Annotated in this window: 14 protein-coding genes, 1 tRNA gene and 2 pseudogenes; 1 reads left to right on the top strand and 16 read right to left on the bottom strand. The window is 60.1% G+C overall.

Features of this window, described 5'->3' with window-relative positions:
- Positions 1–49: 49 nt before the first annotated feature.
- The 15 genes and pseudogenes from nusA to NUW13_00015 all read right to left on the bottom strand — a co-directional run bounded on the left by nusA (position 50) and on the right by NUW13_00015 (position 15001).
- Positions 50–1297, bottom strand: coding sequence for a transcription termination factor NusA (gene nusA, locus NUW13_00085; protein MCR4437434.1), 1248 nt, complete (start codon positions 1295–1297; stop codon positions 50–52).
- A 48-nt stretch (positions 1298–1345) separates the two neighbouring features.
- Positions 1346–1795 (bottom strand): ribosome maturation factor RimP, encoded by a 450-nt coding sequence (locus NUW13_00080; GenBank protein MCR4437433.1) that lies wholly within the window; start codon positions 1793–1795, stop codon positions 1346–1348.
- A gap of 108 nt (positions 1796–1903) precedes the next feature.
- On the bottom strand, positions 1904–2578 hold the full coding sequence (locus NUW13_00075; GenBank protein MCR4437432.1) for a tetratricopeptide repeat protein: 675 nt from the start codon (positions 2576–2578) through the stop codon (positions 1904–1906).
- 35 nt (positions 2579–2613) lie between these two features.
- A tRNA-Arg gene (locus tag NUW13_00070) sits at positions 2614–2688 on the bottom strand.
- Positions 2689–2863: 175 nt separating this feature from the next.
- Entirely contained in the window at positions 2864–3319 is a 456-nt protein-coding gene (locus tag NUW13_00065; protein MCR4437431.1) for a hydrogenase maturation protease, read from the bottom strand.
- Positions 3316–4773, bottom strand: a complete 1458-nt coding sequence (locus tag NUW13_00060) for a Ni/Fe hydrogenase subunit alpha (protein MCR4437430.1) — start codon at positions 4771–4773, stop codon at positions 3316–3318. The genes NUW13_00065 and NUW13_00060 overlap by 4 nt, the downstream gene beginning before the upstream one ends.
- On the bottom strand, positions 4766–5743 hold the full coding sequence (locus NUW13_00055; protein MCR4437429.1) for an oxidoreductase: 978 nt from the start codon (positions 5741–5743) through the stop codon (positions 4766–4768). The genes NUW13_00060 and NUW13_00055 overlap by 8 nt, the downstream gene beginning before the upstream one ends.
- Positions 5744–5798: 55 nt before the next feature.
- The gene (locus tag NUW13_00050; GenBank protein MCR4437428.1) at positions 5799–7469 is read right to left on the bottom strand and encodes an FAD-binding protein; all 1671 of its coding nucleotides are present in this window, start codon (positions 7467–7469) and stop codon (positions 5799–5801) included.
- 81 nt (positions 7470–7550) lie between these two features.
- Positions 7551–8294 carry a 4Fe-4S dicluster domain-containing protein gene (locus tag NUW13_00045; protein ID MCR4437427.1) on the bottom strand — a complete coding sequence of 248 codons (744 nt, stop codon included), beginning with the start codon at positions 8292–8294 and terminating at the stop codon, positions 7551–7553.
- Between the two features lie 16 nt (positions 8295–8310).
- Positions 8311–8715 carry a hydrogenase iron-sulfur subunit gene (locus NUW13_00040; GenBank protein ID MCR4437426.1) on the bottom strand — a complete coding sequence of 135 codons (405 nt, stop codon included), beginning with the start codon at positions 8713–8715 and terminating at the stop codon, positions 8311–8313.
- A 2-nt stretch (positions 8716–8717) separates the two neighbouring features.
- Positions 8718–10670: a CoB--CoM heterodisulfide reductase iron-sulfur subunit A family protein gene (locus NUW13_00035; protein MCR4437425.1), complete on the bottom strand. Its 1953-nt coding sequence runs from the start codon at positions 10668–10670 to the stop codon at positions 8718–8720.
- An 8-nt stretch (positions 10671–10678) separates the two neighbouring features.
- Complete coding sequence (locus NUW13_00030) at positions 10679–11599, bottom strand: CoB--CoM heterodisulfide reductase iron-sulfur subunit B family protein (protein ID MCR4437424.1); 921 nt, start codon at positions 11597–11599, stop codon at positions 10679–10681.
- A gap of 13 nt (positions 11600–11612) precedes the next feature.
- Positions 11613–12095, bottom strand: coding sequence for a 4Fe-4S dicluster domain-containing protein (locus NUW13_00025; GenBank protein MCR4437423.1), 483 nt, complete (start codon positions 12093–12095; stop codon positions 11613–11615).
- A 272-nt stretch (positions 12096–12367) separates the two neighbouring features.
- Positions 12368–14254 (bottom strand): annotated as a pseudogene (locus tag NUW13_00020) (phosphoenolpyruvate carboxykinase (GTP)).
- A 291-nt stretch (positions 14255–14545) separates the two neighbouring features.
- Positions 14546–15001: a thioesterase family protein gene (locus tag NUW13_00015; protein ID MCR4437422.1), complete on the bottom strand. Its 456-nt coding sequence runs from the start codon at positions 14999–15001 to the stop codon at positions 14546–14548.
- 1146 nt (positions 15002–16147) lie between these two features.
- On the opposite strand from NUW13_00015, the pseudogene NUW13_00010 reads away from it, so the two are divergent.
- Positions 16148–16747, top strand: a pseudogene (locus NUW13_00010) (methylmalonyl-CoA mutase family protein).
- A gap of 17 nt (positions 16748–16764) precedes the next feature.
- Here the strand turns inward: NUW13_00010 and NUW13_00005 are convergent.
- A partial coding sequence (locus tag NUW13_00005; GenBank protein MCR4437421.1) for a hypothetical protein occupies positions 16765–17200 on the bottom strand: 436 nt, incomplete at its 5' end.

Below are 17200 nucleotides of genomic sequence, written 5' to 3'. Positions count from 1 at the left end.
CGCCTGCGCACTCCTTGCGTATAGCACCTCTTCCACAGCCGGGTGTCGCCTACTCGTTCAATTCTTTGGTAACTGCGGCCACTATCTCCTCCGCAGTCTTTGGTCCGATGCCACGAATATTCATCAGCCCCTGGACGTCAGACTCCAGCACGTCCCGCACGTTCTGCAGGCCCGCGCTCAGCAGTTTGCGCACCACCGAGGGGCGCAGCTCAGCCACCGTCGTGAGTGGCCGATCTTTGAGCCGCTCCAACTTGACCAAGTCTTTGTATTCCGACTCCTTCACCGGCTGGATGTCGTAGCCCGTGAGTTTCGATGCCAAGCGCCTGTTTTGCCCTCCTCGGCCGATGGCCAAGGAGATCTGGTCGTCAGGCAACATGGCGATCACCGTCTTGTTGTCCTCATCCAAGATGATCCGCGACGGCTTGGCCGGGCTCAGTGCGCGGCTGACGAAAATCTCCGGCTCGCTACTCCAGTTGATGATGTCGATCTTCTCGTTGTTGAGCTCTTTGACGATCGACTGGATGCGGATGCCTTTCATGCCCACGCACGCGCCCACCGCGTCGATGCGCTTGTCGGTGGAATAGACGCCGATCTTGGTGCGCTCCCCAGGCTCTCGGGCAATGGCCTTGATTTCGATGATGCCATCGCTGATCTCGGGTACCTCAAGTTCGAACAGACGGATGAGGAAGCGGTCATCTGCCCGCGAGACGATGACCTGCGGGCCCTTGGTCGTTTGCTCTACCTTCTTCACAAGCACCTTGATGGTGTCGCCGCGCCGGTAGTGCTCGGTCGGGATCTGTTCCGAGGGGGGCATCAGCACCTCGGTACGGTCCACCACCAGGTAGACGCCTTCGCGTACCGTCACTTGGCGGATGTCGCCACTGACGATCTCCCCGATCCGCTGCGAAAACGCCTGGTACGTGGACTCCTTCTCTAACTCCTTGAGTCTCTGGCTGAGGTTTTGGCGCGCAGAAAGGATGAGACGCCGGCCAAAGCTGCGCGGGTCGACAATCTCCACAAAGTCGTCGCCGATCTCCAAATCGGGCTCTACCTTGCGGGCCGATTCCAAGTCGATCTCGCAGACCTCGTCGGTCACTTCCTCCACGATCTTCTTGTTCTGATATATCTCAATCTCGCCCTTTTCGAAATTGACAAAGATGTCGAAATTGTCGGTGGTGCCAAAGCGTTTCTTGATCATGCCCATGAACACCGACTCGATGATCTCTGCCAAAACCTCCTTGTCCATGTTGCGTTCTTTGGCCATTTCGGCAAAGGCTTCAACGATTTCGCTCTTCATACCAAGAACACCCTCTACACCTGATTCCCTTCCAAAGCAAAGGTAGTCTCACCACCTGGGCTGCACCTTGGCCAGACGGACGTCCTTGAGCTCCAAGGTGCGCAACTCCCCCTTGCAGTCGATCACGATGTTCCCGGGACCGACCTGCTTGAGCACGCCGACAAGAGTGCGCGAGCTCTCCCCTTCCTGATAGTCGATTTTCAGCGTTCGCTCGAGATTACGCTGAAAATCGCGCTCGGAACGCAAAGGCCGGTCGAGCCCTGGAGAGGAGACCTCCAAGGTATAGCTCGTCGGGATAGGGTCCTTGCGATCCAGCAGGTCAGAGATCTTCTGGCTCAGCTCCGCGCAGCGGGCAAGAGTTATGCCCCCGTCAACATCGACGAATACGCGGACGACCTGCCGTCCTGGACGTCCCTTGAGCTCGACGTCGATGAGGTCAACCTCCTGCCCTGCCAGCGCTTGCTCGACCAATGCGCGAATGTCTTCTGCGCTCGTCATTGGCTCACCATGGTCAACAAAAAAGTGGGTCTGGCTTCGACCCACTTGCGACAAAAATATATGAAAATCTTGCCTAAGATGCAAGAACTTTTATCCACGCCCCCCTTCCTATCGGCGCACTTCCCCCAGCACAAGCTGTGCCTGCGTCTTTTCCTGGGCGTCTGGGTACTTGTCCAACAGGAGGCGCAAGACCCGCTCGGCCTGGTCCCGCTGGCCCGCGAGTGCGTAGCACCTCCCGGCTGCCAGAAGGTACTTCGGGGCCGACAGTTCTTCTTCGAAGCCCTTGGCGACTTCTTCGTAATGTTGGGCGGCCGCTGCATAGTCCTTCTGTTGCTCCAAGCACTCTGCCACGGCCGCATCGGCAGCAGCTGCCAAGAAGCGGACCTTGCGCACTTTCCGCGCCGCCTTCGCGTAGTACCTCATTGCTTCCGCAGACTGGCCCTGCTCGTAGAGCGCATTACCGAGGTGCAGGAAGGCCAGGCTGCCGTTCTTCGTCCCGCCATAGTCCTCGACGGCGCTGCGCAGGATGTCGGTGGCCGAGGTCAGATCCATGCGCTGGTACGCACCGAGCCCGCGTGCCAGCTCGACGGCGGCTTTTCCTTCTGCTGCGCGTCGCCCCGCACGAATCAGCCCCGCAGCCAAAATGATGATGACGACAGCTGCGGCAGCCCCGATGACGAACTTGCTGTTTTCCTGCAGGTACTTGGTGACCTTGGCGTAGGTGGTGACGAACTTGTCTTCTTTGATCTCCCGTCGTGTCAGGCGCTTCTTCGGTTTCAGCATGCTTGCTCCCAGGCTATGGTCGCTTCTTTCCTCGGTGCCCCTAGCAGGACTTGAACCTGCGACACATGGTTTAGGAAACCACTGCTCTATCCGTACTGAGCTATAGGGGCGCTTGAGCTCAACAGCAAGTGTTGTCGGCAAGTTGGTGCCGCACGACGCTTCCCTTGCCGGCGACAATTATACAAAATTCGCACGGGAAACGCAAGGTCATTTTGGGCCAGGGGTGGGGAAATGAGAGGCCGCAGGTAACCATTGATGATAGAGCTGGCCTGTCTGGCCCGGACTTCAGGAGAGGCGGCTTAGGACCTGTTCAACGGCCCGGGGAATTGCCTCGCGCACGGCAGCAGTAGTGCACTGCTCGGCAAAGGTCCCGGTGTCAGCTACCTCGACCGTCAGCACTTCGATAAGTTGCGGCACCGGGATTCCCATGCGGCCTGCAAGGTCAAGCGCGCTGCGCAGGCCGATGTGGTGGGCGGAAAGGAAACTGGTCGGCTGCCCCAGCTCGTCAAGAGTGAACCACTGGAGCGTGCCCGGGGCGCAGCGACCCGTGCGCACCGAGTCGACGATGATCGCCCGCTCGTAACCCTCCAACAGCTCCGCGAGGTAGAATCCTGCCAGTTGTGTCTCTTTGACGTTTACCTCCCGCCCTTGCAGACGACGGCTGAGCTCCCGTGCGATGTAGATGCCCACGCCGTCGTCTGCAAGGAGGGTGTTACCCATCCCCAGGACGAGCGTCTTCATCTGCGAAGGGTGCGCAGCACTTCACCCCGGTGGTCGTGGATATTCACCTCCAGCGGCGTCTCGCCCGGCAGGGAGTGCGTGGCACAGGCAAAGCAGGGGTCATAGGCCCTGAAGGCCATCTCCACCATGTTCAACAGGCCTTCGGACACTTCGCCTCCCTTGATCAGCCCCCTGGCTGCCTTTTCGATGGACATGGCAATAGCCGCGGCATTGTTCACCGTCGCCACAATGAGGTTCGCTTTGGTGATGACCCCGCGCTCGTCGGTCTGGTAGTGGTGATACAGGGTGCCACGGGGTGCCTCAACCACGCCGATTCCCTCGGTGGGCGTCTCCGTGGGTATCGTGCGGATGTTGGGGTCGAGGATTTCCTCGTCTTGCGCCAGCTCCAAGAAGCGTTCGGTAGCGTAGAGCAGCTCGATCAGGCGCGCCCAGTGATAGGCCAGGGTGTTGTGCGCAGGCTTGCCTAAAGTCGCGAACATCCTCTCGTATTCGGCCTGCGCCAGAGGGGTGGCCATGCCATCGGCGGCATTGAGGCGCGCCAGAGGGGCAACACGGTAGACGCCGCTGTCGACGCCATCCACAAAGCCTTTCCAGCCAATGGCCTTGAGATAGGGGAACTTGATGTAGCTCCACGGCTCCACGTGTTCGGCTATGTGGGCAAGATACTCGCGCGGCTTGAACTTGACAAACTCCCTGCCAGTCGGGTCCACGACTCTGACCATGCCGTCGTAGAAGTTGACGCGGTTCTTCTCGTCGACCAGCCCCATGTAGTAGGTGGTGTGCTTGTACACATCGCCCACCACCACGTCGAGGTAGGCCTTGTTCTTCAGCACGATGTCGTCAAAGGCCTTCAGGGCGAACTGGGCAAAGGCCACCGCGTCTTTGCCGATCTGGATGTATTCCTCGCGGTCTTCCTTGGACACACCTTTGGAGACCCCACCCGGCAGGTTGCACACAGGATGGATGACCCGGCCGCCCTGCTTGGTGATGACGCTGCGCAACCGCTTGCGGATGTCGATCACGGTCTTGCCGGCTTCCAGACCGACTTGCTGGATGACGCCGAGAATGTTGCGTTGTCCAGGCGGGGCCTTGGGCCCGACGATGAAATCGGGCCCGCCCAAGAAGAAAAAGTGCAGGGCATGGTCTTCGGCCATGAAGGCCGAGTTAATCAGCTCCCGGATCTTCTTCGCTGCCGGCGGAGGGTCTGCCTTGTACAGGTCGTCCAGCGCCTTTCCTGAGGCCATGTGGTGCGTGGTGGGGCAGACGCCGCAGATCTTTGGGGTGATGCGCGGCATCTCCTCGGCCAGGCGTCCCTCGGCAAACTTCTCGAAACCGCGCAACTCCGGGATTTGCAAGAACGCCTTGTCGACGTTCCCCTCGTCGTTCAGGAAGATCTCGATCTTGCCGTGGCCTTCCAGCCTGGTAATAGGGTCAATAGTCACTCGCTTAGTCATGTGCAGCCTCCATCTTCTTGCGCCGGAGGATGGACTTGGGCAAGCTGTACATGTAGAACAGCCCTGCCGGGTCAATCACGCTGTCCATGATCTTCTCCACTTCTGCGGGGTCATTGGCATCGACGATGGACGCCAGCGCCGAGAGAAATTTCGCGCCCATGTCGATCACGCCCTTGGTCGGTCCAAAGCAGCCGCGACAGGGCATGTTGGCATTGATGCACCGTTCGCCGCAACCGCCGCGCGTTGCCGGGCCTAAGCAGATAATCCCTTGCGCCAAGAAACACTTGGTCGTATCGTAGGGCACCAAGGAGACGCGCTTGATCTCCTTGATGGAAATCTTTTCCGGCTTGGTCTCGTTCAGTGCGCAGGTGTCGCACAAGGCCTTCGCAGGCGCAAGTACCTCGCCTTTTTCGGGCAATTCACCTTTGAGGGTTGCCGTCACCGCGTTCATGATGAGGTCCGGAGGCGGCGCGCATCCCGGCAGGTAGTAGTCGACGTCAATCACCTGGTCAAGGGTGCGCACGGTGTCGTAGAATTCCGGGAGGTGGAGCTCGCCGTACGGTGTCTCAACCCGCGTCTTGGGCAACGCCTGCTCTGGATTGACCACGGAGGGCACCTCCTTGTAGACGCGGGCGAAGATGCTCTCGCGGTCCCAGAAGTTCGCCAGGCCGGGGACTCCTCCCAAGTGGGCGCAGGAGCCGAACGCCACCACCAACTGCGACTTTTGCCGCAACAACTTGGCCATCTCTTCTTGCTCTTCCGTGCGCACGGCGCCGTTGATGAACGAGACGGCGATCTCCCCGTCGCCCATCGCCTTCACATCGGCCTTCTTGAAGTCTAAAGCCACCGGCCAGAAGACGATGTCGACCGCCTCCACGACCTTGAGGATGTCTTCGGCCAGGTCGACGACGGCCTCCTCGCAGCCGCCGCAGGAAGCGTTCCAGTAAAATGCAACCTTTGGTTTGGCCATGACCTTTTTCCCTCGCTGAGATGGTGCCACTGCGCCGACAAACCTTCCTTTTCGCCTACCGCAGCGTGCCGTGGTAGACAGAGGTCAGTTGTCTCTTGCGCACTTCTGGGTTCGAGTAATCGGGGAGCAACATGGGTGCCACGCGGTCTGTGACGATGCCTGCCTCTTGCAACTCGCGGTGGTAGGCCACCACGTGGTCGAGGGTCAGAGCGCCGTCCTTGGGCCCGCTTTTTGTGTACTCAGCCGCGCTCACGCCGGCAATCCGGCCGAAGACGGTCACATCAAGCAGTGAGTTGCCCATGAGGCGGTTTTCGCCGTGCACGCCGCCGGTCACCTCACCTGCCGCATACAGGCCCGGCACGCAGGTCTCGCACTTGTTGATTTCCAGCCCGCCGTTTTGGTAGTGCAAGGTCGGGTAGATGAGCATCGGTTCCTTGGAGATGTCGATGCCGAAACGGCGGAACAGGATAGCCTTCCCCGGGAATTCCCTCTTGACGGTACCCTCTCCCATGAGAAGGTCAATCATCGGCGAGTCGAGCCACACACCCACCTTTCCGGTGGGCGTCCGGATGCCCTTGTTGACCTCCGGGGAACACTCCCGGATCACGCAGGCGGACTCCACGTCGCGGGGTTCGCGCTCGTAGACAAACTGCTCGCCATCAATGTTCACCAGGTTTGCACCGGCGCCGCGGAACTTTTCGGTGATGAGCAGCCCTTCTGCCTGCTCTGGGAACACTGCACCGGTCGGGTGGTACTGCACCGTATGCAGAAAGCAGATGGGCACACCAGCCCGGTAGCCGAGGACGACGCCGTCGAAGGTGGCACCGTAGTGGTTGGTGGTCATGAACTTTTGCACGTGCAGACGGCCGCTGCCACCGGTAGCTAAGATGACCGCCTTGGCCTTGACCAGGTGGTACTCCTCGGTCTCCAAGTTGTAGAGGATCGCGCCGGCGCAGTGGCCATGCTCGTTGAGCACCAATTCGACCGCCGGACTGAACTCGAGCACCTTGATCTCCGGGTGGTTGCGCACCTCGTCGCGCAGGGTACGCATGATCTCTGCTCCGGTGATGTCGCCGGCGTAGTGCATCCGCTTGCGGCAGGTGCCACCACCGTGCATGGACTGTAGCCTACCGTCCGGGAACTTGGTGAACATCATGCCCAGGCTTTCCAGCCATGCCAAGACCTTCGGCGCCTCGGTCACCAGCGTGTAGACCAGCTCCGGGTCGTTGGTGAAGTGGCCGCCACCCATGACGTCCAAGTAGTGGTAGTAGGGCGAGTCCTTCTCTAGCTTGCTCGCCCCTTGGATGCCACCTTCCGCCATCATAGTGTTGGCGTCGCCATTGCGCAGCTTGGTGGCGATGATGACGCGCGCGCCACGTTCGTGCGCCATCAGCGCGGCGGCATTCCCTGCGCCCCCTGCGCCGATGATGAGCACGTCGGTCTGGTAGTGGACCTCGCTGAGGGGAAAGCGCTTCGGGTCGATCCTGCTGCGCGCCTCCAACAGGTCGGCGTATTCGTGGGTGATGGCGTATCCCTTGCTTGGCCCCACCTTCAGCTCTCGTCGCGTCCCTTCGATGTAGTCTGGGTGGTACTTGCGGAGGATTTCCGCACGTTTCTCGACGGGAATGGCAGGGAATTCCTCCCCTCTCTTCTTTCTCTCCACACGCGCCGGACGAGTCTTCTCGACGACCTTGATCAGTTCTCGCAACTCGGGCGTATATGGCATATTCAACCTCCTGTGACCACAGATGTAGGCGTGGCGGCGGCACCCTCCAGCCGGCCTTGCCGCCCTTGGCAAGGTGCGTGGCTACAGGTGCCGTGTATCCTGCGGCACCCAGAACTCGTCGGCCATGTCCGGCTCGACTTCGCGCTCCCCGTACAGCTTCTTCAGCACGTCCTTGGGCGCCTTCATCAGCTCGCGCAGGTCGGCCTCGTAGCTCCCCTCTTCGATCTGCTTGACGCACTGCGCAAGATGTTCGGCACGGGGCGCGATGTACTTCCCGTAAAGGCGGCGGCAGAGGATGGCCACGTTGTACTGCACCTCCTCTGCTGGGCAGCGCGCCGCGCACAGGCCGCACATGACGCAGTCAAAAGACAGTTTGGCCACGGCTTCGATATTGCCGCGGATGGCCTCGGAAATGTACTGCATCACCTCGATGTCCATTGGGCAGCTGCGCGTGCAAGTGTTGCAGCCAATGCACTTGAATATCTCCGGATAAAGTTTGGCCACTTCGCCGCCCAGCGGACGCAGCTTCTCCAAATCGTAGACCGCCTTGTTGGCCGGGAAAAACGGGATCTGCGTCAGGTACATTTCTGGCTCGACGACCGTCTGGCATGCCAGACCCACCTCGATGCGGTAGCTCCCGGGCTTGCGATACACGGTGGCGCAGGCGCCGCAAATGCCACCTCGGCACCCACAGCCACGAATGAGCTGATAGCCGGCGTACTCCAACGCCTTTTGGATGGTCAGACTGGAGGGAACCTCATATTTCTTGCCCATGATGTAGATGGGCACCAGGTCGCTTCTCTGTTGGGCACTGCCCTCAGCCATTCCGAAGCCTCCTTTGTCACAACTGCAACTTCAGTGGCCCCAAGGCCCGGATCTGCGCGGTGAACTCATCCATAGTCTGGGCGAACTTCCGCCCTTGTGCAGCCGATATCCACTCGAGGCGCAGGCGGCCATCCTCGATACCCAACTGTTGCAGCATCTTCTTCATGAGGGTGACGCGACGCAAGGTCTTGTAGTTGCCTTCCTGGTAATGGCAATCTCCCGGATGGCATCCGCCCAGGAAGACACCGTCGGCGCCGCTTTTGAAAGCCCACAATACGTGCTGGGGATCCACCCGGCTGGAACAGAGAAAGCGGATGTTGATCCCGTTGGGCGCATACTTCATGCGCGAGGTGCCGGCCAGGTCAGCGCCGGCGTACGTGCACCACTTGCAGAGGAAGCAGATAATCTTTGGCTCGAACATATCTACTCCATCAGGCTGACGGTGACCATCTCCTCGATCTGGACGTCAGTGAGGTTGCGCTGCTGCGTTGCCCCAGACGGACAGGCGGCCACACAGGCACCGCACCCTTCACACAAGGCCTCTTTGACGACGGCGATCCCTTTTTCCTTGTCGAATTCGCGGGCCTCGTATGGGCACACGGGGATGCACATATGGCAGCCGCTGCAGAGATCCTCGTCCACAAAGGCGATAGTTGGCTCGTGGGCCATCGCCTCTTGCGAGAAGACGCCGATGACCTTGCTGGCCGCCCCGCTGGCCTGCGCAACGGCCTCGGGGATGTCCTTGGGAGCCTGAGCACAACCGGCCAGGAAGAAGCCGGCGGTCATGCTTTCCACCGGCCGCAACTTCGGATGCGCTTCCAGCAGGAACCCACCGTCGCTGCACCCCACCTTGATGCGCTTGACAAGCTCGTCGGTGCCCACGCTGGGAATGATGGCGGTTGCCAGCACCACCATGTCGGCAGCAATCTCCACCTTGCGGCCGGTCAGCGTGTCGGCGCCCCAGACCATCACCTTGTCGCCCTCCTGGAAAATCTTGGCTACCTTGCCGCGCAGGAAGATTACCCCCTCCTCGTCAATGGCACGCTGATAGAACTCCTCGTACCCTTTGCCATTGGTGCGCATGTCAATGTAGAAAACATACGGCTGACCGTCTGGCACTGCGTGCTTGTAGAGCATCGCATGTTTGGTGGTGTACATGCAGCAGATCTTCGAACAGTAGGCTTTGTGCAATTCGGGGTCGCGCGAACCGGCACATTGCACAAAGACCACTTCCTTGGGCACAGCCCCGTCAGAAGGGCGGCGAATCTGCCCAGCAGTGGGACCGGAGGCGGAAAGCAGCCGCTCGAACGCCAACCCGTCGATGACGTCCTTTATCTTGCCACCGCCATACTCGCCAAGGTTAGTGATGGGATAGGTATCGTAGCCGGTGGCCACCACGACCGCGCCCACTGACTCCTCGAAATACTGGTCTTCCTGGTCCCAACGAATGGCCTTCACCTCGCAGAACTGTTCGCAGGCCTTGCATGTCCCTTTCAGGAAGTAGGTGCAGTTGGCACGGTCGATGACCGGCTTGTTGGGCACTGCTTGAGGAAACGGCGTGTAGATGGCCTTGCGCATGCCCAAGAAGCGCTCGAACTCCGAGGGCACCTTTTTCGGGCACTTTTCCACGCACACACCACAGCCGGTGCAGACCTCCCAATCGACATAAGCGGCCTTGCGCCTGATCCTGGCTTTGAAATTGCCGATGTATCCAGAGATGTCCTCCACTTCCGAGTAGGGCATCAGCTTGATCTTGGGGTGTTGGGCCACGGCCACCATCTTAGGGGTAAGGATGCATTGCGAGCAATCCAAGGTGGGAAAGGTCTCCGAGAGCTGAATCATGTGCCCGCCGATGGAGGGCTCGCGCTCCACAAGGATCACTTCGTAGCCGGCATCGGCGATGTCCAGTGCCGTCTGAATGCCGGCGATGCCGCCGCCGATCACCAGTGCCCGCGGCGTGATGGGCACTCGAACAGGCTCCAAGGCCTGGTTGTAACGCACCTTTTCGATGATGTTCTTTGCGATCTTGAAGGCTTTGGCGGTGGCCTGGGCCCCATCGGAGTGGACCCAGCTGCATTGCTCGCGAATGTTGGCGATTTCCCCTTGGTACGGGTTCAGGCCTGCCATTGTCGCAGCGGTGCGGAAGGTCAACTCGTGCAGGGTCGGCGAACAGGCGGCTACAACCACACCTTCCAGGTTCAATTCTTTGATCTTTTCACGCACTAGCGCCTGTCCGGGCTCCGAGCACATGTAGATATAGTCCGTGGCGTAGGCTACACCCGGGTACTTTGCCAACTCACTGGCCAGCTTCTTAACGTCAACCACACCAGCAATGTTGTGGCCACAATGGCAGACGAACACGCCGATTCGTTTCATCGCTCACCCTACTGGAGTAAGTTCTTTTGTCGCAGCAAAGGCCTTACGTCCACATAGTGGAGATCCAGGCCGAGGATCTTCGCATCGATTTCCAGGGCCAGTGCCAGGAGCTGGGTGAAAAACATCACCGGCACCTGTTGGAATCCAGGGTAGGACTTGCTAATTTGGCGCTGGCGCAGGTCCATGTTGTAGTAGCACAGCGGGCAGCTCAGCGCCACCACTTCGGCCCCACAACTGGCCGCTGACTTGAGGGTCAGGTACGAAAGGCGCGTTGCCGCCTCTGGCGCCGAAAGCGACAGGTAGGAACCGCAACACTCGCTCTTGAAGGGAAAGTCCACCGCCTCGCAGCCCAAGGCGTGCAAGAACTGCTCGAAGAGTGTCGGGTTCTCGGGGTCGTCGAATTCCACCTCTTTGGGCGGGCGCAGCAACTTGCAGCCGTAGTAGGGGGCCACTTTCAAGCCTGCCAGCCTGTGCTTGGTCGCCTTGGCCAACTTTTCCCACCCGATGCCGTCGCGGAAGACCTCGAGCAGGTGCACCACCTCCACCTCGCCCTCATAGTCAGGTTGGGCAGAGGGTGCTTCTTTGTATGGGCGCACCGGCTCGTCGTCGCGCAGGAAGGCGTTGACCCTCTGCCGGCGCAGCGGGTCCAGCGCAACGGCGCGATTGGCCCTTTTCAGTGTGCTGTAGCAGAAAGCGCAGGTGGTGGTTACCTGTCTGTGACCAGCCTGGCGCACATTGCGCAGAATGCGGATTTGGGGGACGAGGTTGGCAATCTTCTCTTCGGTTAGCGGGTAGGTGGCGCCGCAGCAAGTCCATGGTTCGGGCTCTTGGAGCTCTATGCCCAGTTTACTGGCCGCCGCTTTGGCGGTCGTGTCTAGATGAGGTGTCTTATCCTTGAGGGTGCATCCTGGGTAGTACGAGAGCTTCATTCACCGTCCCTCGTCACAGGCCGTATTTGCGGAAAGCGCTGACCAGCGCCTGTTGCGGCGCCTCTGCCAGAACCTCTTTTGGGAGGTCTTCTGGTGCCAGGTACTCGACCTTTGCCGCCATGGCCAACATGCGCAAGGCCTCAGCCAGCCGGGAAAAGTCGATCCCTTTCGGGCAGCGGGAATAGCATTGGAAACACGAGGCACACAGCCAGATGGTCTTGCAGCCAAGCACCTCCTGCTCCTGGCCCAATTGCAAAAGGCGGATGACTTGGCTGGGGATGAGGTCCATCTCGGGAGTCACCGGGCAGCCTGAAGAGCACTTGCCGCACTGGTAGCACTCCCGCGGATCGACGCCGCTGAGGCTGCGCACCCGCGCCACAAATTCGCTATTGACCGCGCGACCCGTCAACGAAAGGCCGCCGCGCTGCGCGACCCTCTCGGGGGAAAGGCGCCCTCGAACCGCTTCTACGTCGGCTGTGACCTGGTGCGCCGCCATCCTCTCCTTCCCTTTGGTTTGCCCACATCTTGTCGTGCGCAGCCTGATCCCACGGCCGTGCCCGTGGGCCAAAGTTTCCACAAACACCGTGCCAACCCCTGCACGCCAGGCGCCCGCGCGGCGTCAAGATTTACAATGCGTTGACAAGCAAGCCCACCCCATCGTGTTGCGCGCCCCCACGCTCATTCCCAGTTTTGGGAAAAGGACGAAAACGCCTTGCCGAAATTGGGAAGAGGCCGCGGGCGAGTCGGCCAAGCGCCAGCGCAACCCGTCTACTGCAAGGCATCGGGCGGGATCCTATCGCCATAGGTGCTTCTGGCTTCCTCCAGTCGTTGTCGCTGCTGGTTGAGGAGCTCAAACACCCGAGGAGGTGTGTCCAGGACGCGCTCGCTGTAGATCTTGAACAGACGGTCGATCTTGGCGAGGCTCTCTGGCACACGTACCGCAAACTGCTCGCGGTAGGCCTCAACAGAATAGTCGCGGCCGAGGTCCTGTTTGAACAAGAGGCGCAGGTCTTGGTAGCGAGGTAAGAGTCCCGTCGGCCCTGCAATGGCACCCACCTCGTCGTGCGCCCGGAGTTCCATCTACTTCAACCACACGCGCTTGTCGGCCCGGTCGTTCAAAAACTCGCCGTTCTCCCCGCGCAGGAAATAGTGCACCGAAAAGATACGTGGCGGCCTCATCGCCTTGGCGCCAAAGTCGAGATTGTCCTGAATGTAGCGACCAATGGGAATGGAGAGGAAGTCCAGGTTGGACATGGGGTTGAAGGCGCGGACACCCTCCTGCCCCAAGGTAGCAGCAGTCGTCTCTGACTCCAGTGCAGCCCCTTTGGTGACGATGCCATGTTCCCAGTCAAAGGCCTCTTCTACGGGCACCCAGGTGTCGGAATCCCTTGCTCCACAAATTACCCCAGCAATCGGCACTCCTTCCGGGTCGTCCACATGGGGATCAAGGTTATCGAGCAGGTGGAGGTCAAAGGTGAAGCGGGCATTCTTGTGGGACGGTGGGATCTCCTTTCCGTCCCCGTCTCTCTTCCCTGGAAACCATTCACCCGCGTAGTTCACCCCTTTGGACGGACACTCACCGTCCATGCCGTTCCAATAGACCTCCCCCCTTCTGTGACCAGAATGTTGGAGAAGATCACCTCTCCTGGGTTGCGCAAGACCTTCCAGATGAGAGGATCGTGCAGGGAGTTGACTCCATCGATAATACCAAACATCCCCTTTTCCACGTTGACTGCCCGTACCCGGCCACCCACGAGGCGCAGATAGGCGATGTCATCGCCCAGGATGGTTTCGCCCGGCACGGTGGCGGTGGAGGTTTTTTCCGCACAGCGAGGGGAATGCCCCCGTCAAGTAACTGACCCTCCCATTGGGGCCGCGCACGCCTACGATGAGCATATGCTCGGTGAGCCAACCCTCGCGCGAGGCGCGGCGAATTGCCAGCCGCATTGCCAACTTTTTCGGCCCGATGCTGTTGCCCCCGTACTGCGTGTTCACACTGTAGATGACTTCGTTTTCGAGATCGATGTAGACCCTGCGCTTGGCGATGTCCGCGCTTACCTGCAGGCCAAGTCCCCCCTGTTCGAGCCTGCCTTGCGAGTGCACTACTTTGAACAACTGCGCTTGCTCACCAAGCGGCACAAACTCTTCATACCCCGGCCGATAGAGGAGGTCTTCACTGTGCGCCACATACGCCGAGTCGGTAATCTGGACACATGGGATACTGAATGGCGATCCGACTGGGCCCAGGCAGTAGAAAAGCACGAACATCTGCCTCCCTGTCATTGAGTTGCGCAAAAGAAGCCGCATCTCCTCCAGGCCGGCTTTTTCTAATGAATTGATTTCCGGGCCAAGGTTTTCACCAACACGCAGCAGAAACTGTGTTTCCCGTTTGTCGCGAGCCTGATCGGCTTGGCTATCGAAGTGGATGGTGTGCCCCGCAATGGCCAACCTGGCCTCTTGCCGGTTGCGAAGCGCCGCCTGCCGGATGTAGCGACGATCCTCCTCTGACCCTGTGCTCACAAAGACGCTGTCCGGCGCACAGAGCTCTACGAACTCTGCAACAAACTCGTGGAGAGCAGGATTCCGGATGCGTCGCAGCCTCTGGAAGTGGGCTTCGGTGAGCCATTGCTGGAGCAGCTTTGTGCCTGGCTTCATAAGGCTGTCCTCCGCATTCTTCTACCGGCCGTCGTGATCCTGCGACTTGAAACAGTTCACCCTGGTCGCTAAGGTTTCTATTCCCGTCTGCCGTCGGCAGCGTCGTACGCAAGGGCGGCACGGAGAACGCCGCGGCGTCATGCCCCGGAGCAGCGACCGCTTGCACCTGAGATGGGCCGCTCCCGTCGATCGGGCTTGTTTGCCGCACTGAGGCATTCTTCCCCCTTCATCTTCGGGATACGCTCGCTCCCAGTGGCGTCCCTCCCACTGCCCGCGCAGAGTTGGGTCGCACTATGGATCTGCCCTTTCCCCGGTCCCAAGGGAGCTCGTGCACAAATCCTTCACCGGCGCCGGTAGCGGGCACATCTTGCCTTCTCGGTAGTCGAAACAGACCATGCCTGTTTCGGCGAGGGCGATGGCGGCGCCGTCCGCTGGACGGGTGACCCGGTAGTAGAGGCGGAAACCGCAGCGCCGCGGCTCACCAATGCCGACCTCAAAACGGAGAATGTCACCAGCGTAGGCCTGTCCCTGGTAGCGTAGCACTGCGTCGCCCATGATGAGACCGACGCCCGCGCAATTCATTTCTGACCAACCATTGCTGGCCAAGAAGGCGACGCGCGCTTCATGGAGGAGCCCGAGCAGGCGGTCGTTGCCCAAGTGCCCGCCGTAGTTGAGGTCGGTGATCCGCACCTTCAAGTCGACCATGAACAGATAGTGCCTCAGCGCTCGGATGTCGGCCCTTGGCATGGTACTCGCCTCCTCAGTCAGTGGCGTGTCGGCTGCGCCCTCTCTTCCAGCCAATATGGAGCCCCGCGTGAGCTTGCCTCTCTTCGGGACCACCTGTCGCGAAGGCCTCGCTTGGGCAACACTTGGCGCAAGGGGAAAACAACACCGCCGTAGTTCTTTCCCCTTCCGATTATGACGAGGCCTTTTCTGTCAGGAAGAAATTTGCGGTGTTCAGTTCCCCCAGGATACTTGTCGCTCAGCACCGGTGGCGCCTTGAGCGTGCACCAGTGAGTCGCGACCTCGCGTGCGCCAGTGGCTCTGTTTTCCTTAGCAGCGTGTGCGGCCACCCAGGCAAAAATGCCGGTGGTCAGGGGACAGCCGAGGCTCGCCCCCTGCCGCCTCGCCAGAGCGGCGCGTGTTTCGCTGATGGTCTTCACCTTCCCCGGAGGCACCTGGCACATGAAGGCATCTACCTCCCTTGGCGCGGGCTCAGTTACTGTAGCATTCCCCCGGCCATCACCGGTTTGCCACGAATGGGTTTCACCCTGCCCAGTCCGGCGCTATCGCCATGGTTGTCCTTGCAGCTCCGCCTGCCCGCCGGAGCCGCCTGGCATAAGGTCCACGGCAGCTGAATGGTATTCAGCATTGCCATTATAAGAAAAACCGCCGAAAATGTCAAGAAAAAAGGTTGGCCAATGGAGCCGTCAGGCTAAAACTGAGTCTGCTTCATTGTTCCTCTTGACTTTTTCTCGAGATTTGTTATCTTAGGGCAGGCCGATGATCCGCCTTAGCGGTACGGGCATGCGGGGCACGCCCGCTTCGGGAGCGAGGGTACGAGGGCAGCCTCCGATGCTGATCGTCCCGGGTAGGCAAGCGCCGACGCCGCAGGGCCACTTGACCGCGACAAGTGAGGGCCAAAGCGCGGAGCAAGTGTGGTGCTACAGGGCTCTGTAGGCAGGGCAAGCGGCTGCCGTTGCCTCGTTGAGGCGCATAGGCGTGAGAGCCAGAAACAGCGGCGCCAATTCGCTCAGCCAATGGGGACGGGGATGAGTCCACAAGACTGCTGCTTTGAGGTTTTGGGTACCCTCAAAGCTGCAGCGTCTGCGACTGAACATCACCAGCGCATCCGGATCCCTTGAGGGGCAGGTCCCATAAGCAGGAGGGCGCGTGGATTTCAGTCAGGATCTTATCGACAAGGTCGCGCAGGGCAAGGAAGAGTGGGCTGCACGAGCAGCACAGTCGCCGTGTGCAGACGACAGGCAGTTCATCACCGTCTCAGGTACCCCCGTCCAGCCTCTTTACACCCCACTTGACATTCAGCATCTCGACTATGAAAAGGACATTGGCTTCCCGGGCTCGTTCCCTTTCACGCGCGGGGTGCGCGACGCGATGTATCGCGGCAAGCTGTGGACCATGCGACAGTTTGCCGGCCTGGGCTCGGCGAAACAGACCAACGAGCGCTTCCACTACCTCTTGGCCCACGGACAAACGGGGTTGTCCGTCGCCTTTGACCTGCCGACGCTCATGGTGTACCATTCCGATCACCCACGCTCTAAGGGGGAAGTCGGCAGGTGCGGGGTAGCGGTCGACTCATTGCGCGACATGGAGGTCAGCCTCTCGGGCATACCACTGGATCGTATCTCTACCTCCATGACCATCAACGCGCCCGCCTCCATCCTGTTGGCCATGTACAGTGCCGTGGCCGAGAAACAAGGCGTCCCTTCCCGGCAACTGACCGGAACCATCCAGAACGATATACTCAAAGACTCAACTTGACTGGATTTTCACGAGGGACATAGGAGTATGTCCAGCTCCCGTATGAGCGCACCCGTGCTTTGTACGCTCTTGAGATAATCGGCGGTGTCCTCCCAAACGATCCGCCGGAGTTCATCTTGGAGCTGCCCTATAGAACGGGAAGCAACCGGTTCTCTCTTCTTTTTTCCTTGTGCACCTTCGCAACTGATTGCGACGTGGGTCAGGAGGGCAAAGGCGAACCAGACGAGATGCAGGTGTATAACTGCCGCATGGTATGCGCCGTTCTGGTATTGGCCGAGCCCAAGCAGTTGCTTCGCCGCCTTGATGGCAACCTCGATGGACCAGCGCTGGGAATACGCCGCGAGAATCTCGCGAGCGCTCATCTTCGCATCTTCCGTGACGAACCCGGTGACCTTCCGCGCGCCCGCGGTCCGGGAGAATACGACATGCAGTTTGCCGAGATCG

It is taken from the genome of candidate division KSB1 bacterium, assembly GCA_024655945.1.
Classification (GTDB): Bacteria; Zhuqueibacterota; Zhuqueibacteria; order JANLFK01; family Oleimicrobiaceae; genus Oleimicrobium.
This window is presented reverse-complemented; position numbering and strand designations above follow the sequence as displayed.

Excerpts from the sequence above, each read along its gene's own strand:
- NUW13_00060 (MCR4437430.1), bottom strand. The coding sequence starts at position 4,773 with ATGACTAAGCGAGTGACTATTGACCCTATTACCAGGCTGGAAGGCCAC.
- NUW13_00030 (MCR4437424.1), bottom strand. The coding sequence starts at position 11,599 with ATGAAGCTCTCGTACTACCCAGGATGCACCCTCAAGGATAAGACACCT.
- NUW13_00055 (MCR4437429.1), bottom strand. The coding sequence starts at position 5,743 with ATGGCCAAACCAAAGGTTGCATTTTACTGGAACGCTTCCTGCGGCGGC.
- NUW13_00065 (MCR4437431.1), bottom strand. The coding sequence starts at position 3,319 with ATGAAGACGCTCGTCCTGGGGATGGGTAACACCCTCCTTGCAGACGAC.
- NUW13_00080 (MCR4437433.1), bottom strand. The coding sequence starts at position 1,795 with ATGACGAGCGCAGAAGACATTCGCGCATTGGTCGAGCAAGCGCTGGCA.
- NUW13_00050 (MCR4437428.1), bottom strand. The coding sequence starts at position 7,469 with ATGCCATATACGCCCGAGTTGCGAGAACTGATCAAGGTCGTCGAGAAG.
- nusA (MCR4437434.1), bottom strand. The coding sequence starts at position 1,297 with ATGAAGAGCGAAATCGTTGAAGCCTTTGCCGAAATGGCCAAAGAACGC.
- NUW13_00025 (MCR4437423.1), bottom strand. The coding sequence starts at position 12,095 with ATGGCGGCGCACCAGGTCACAGCCGACGTAGAAGCGGTTCGAGGGCGC.
- NUW13_00045 (MCR4437427.1), bottom strand. The coding sequence starts at position 8,294 with ATGGCTGAGGGCAGTGCCCAACAGAGAAGCGACCTGGTGCCCATCTAC.
- NUW13_00075 (MCR4437432.1), bottom strand. The coding sequence starts at position 2,578 with ATGCTGAAACCGAAGAAGCGCCTGACACGACGGGAGATCAAAGAAGAC.
- NUW13_00040 (MCR4437426.1), bottom strand. The coding sequence starts at position 8,715 with ATGTTCGAGCCAAAGATTATCTGCTTCCTCTGCAAGTGGTGCACGTAC.
- NUW13_00035 (MCR4437425.1), bottom strand. The coding sequence starts at position 10,670 with ATGAAACGAATCGGCGTGTTCGTCTGCCATTGTGGCCACAACATTGCT.
- NUW13_00015 (MCR4437422.1), bottom strand. The coding sequence starts at position 15,001 with ATGCCAAGGGCCGACATCCGAGCGCTGAGGCACTATCTGTTCATGGTC.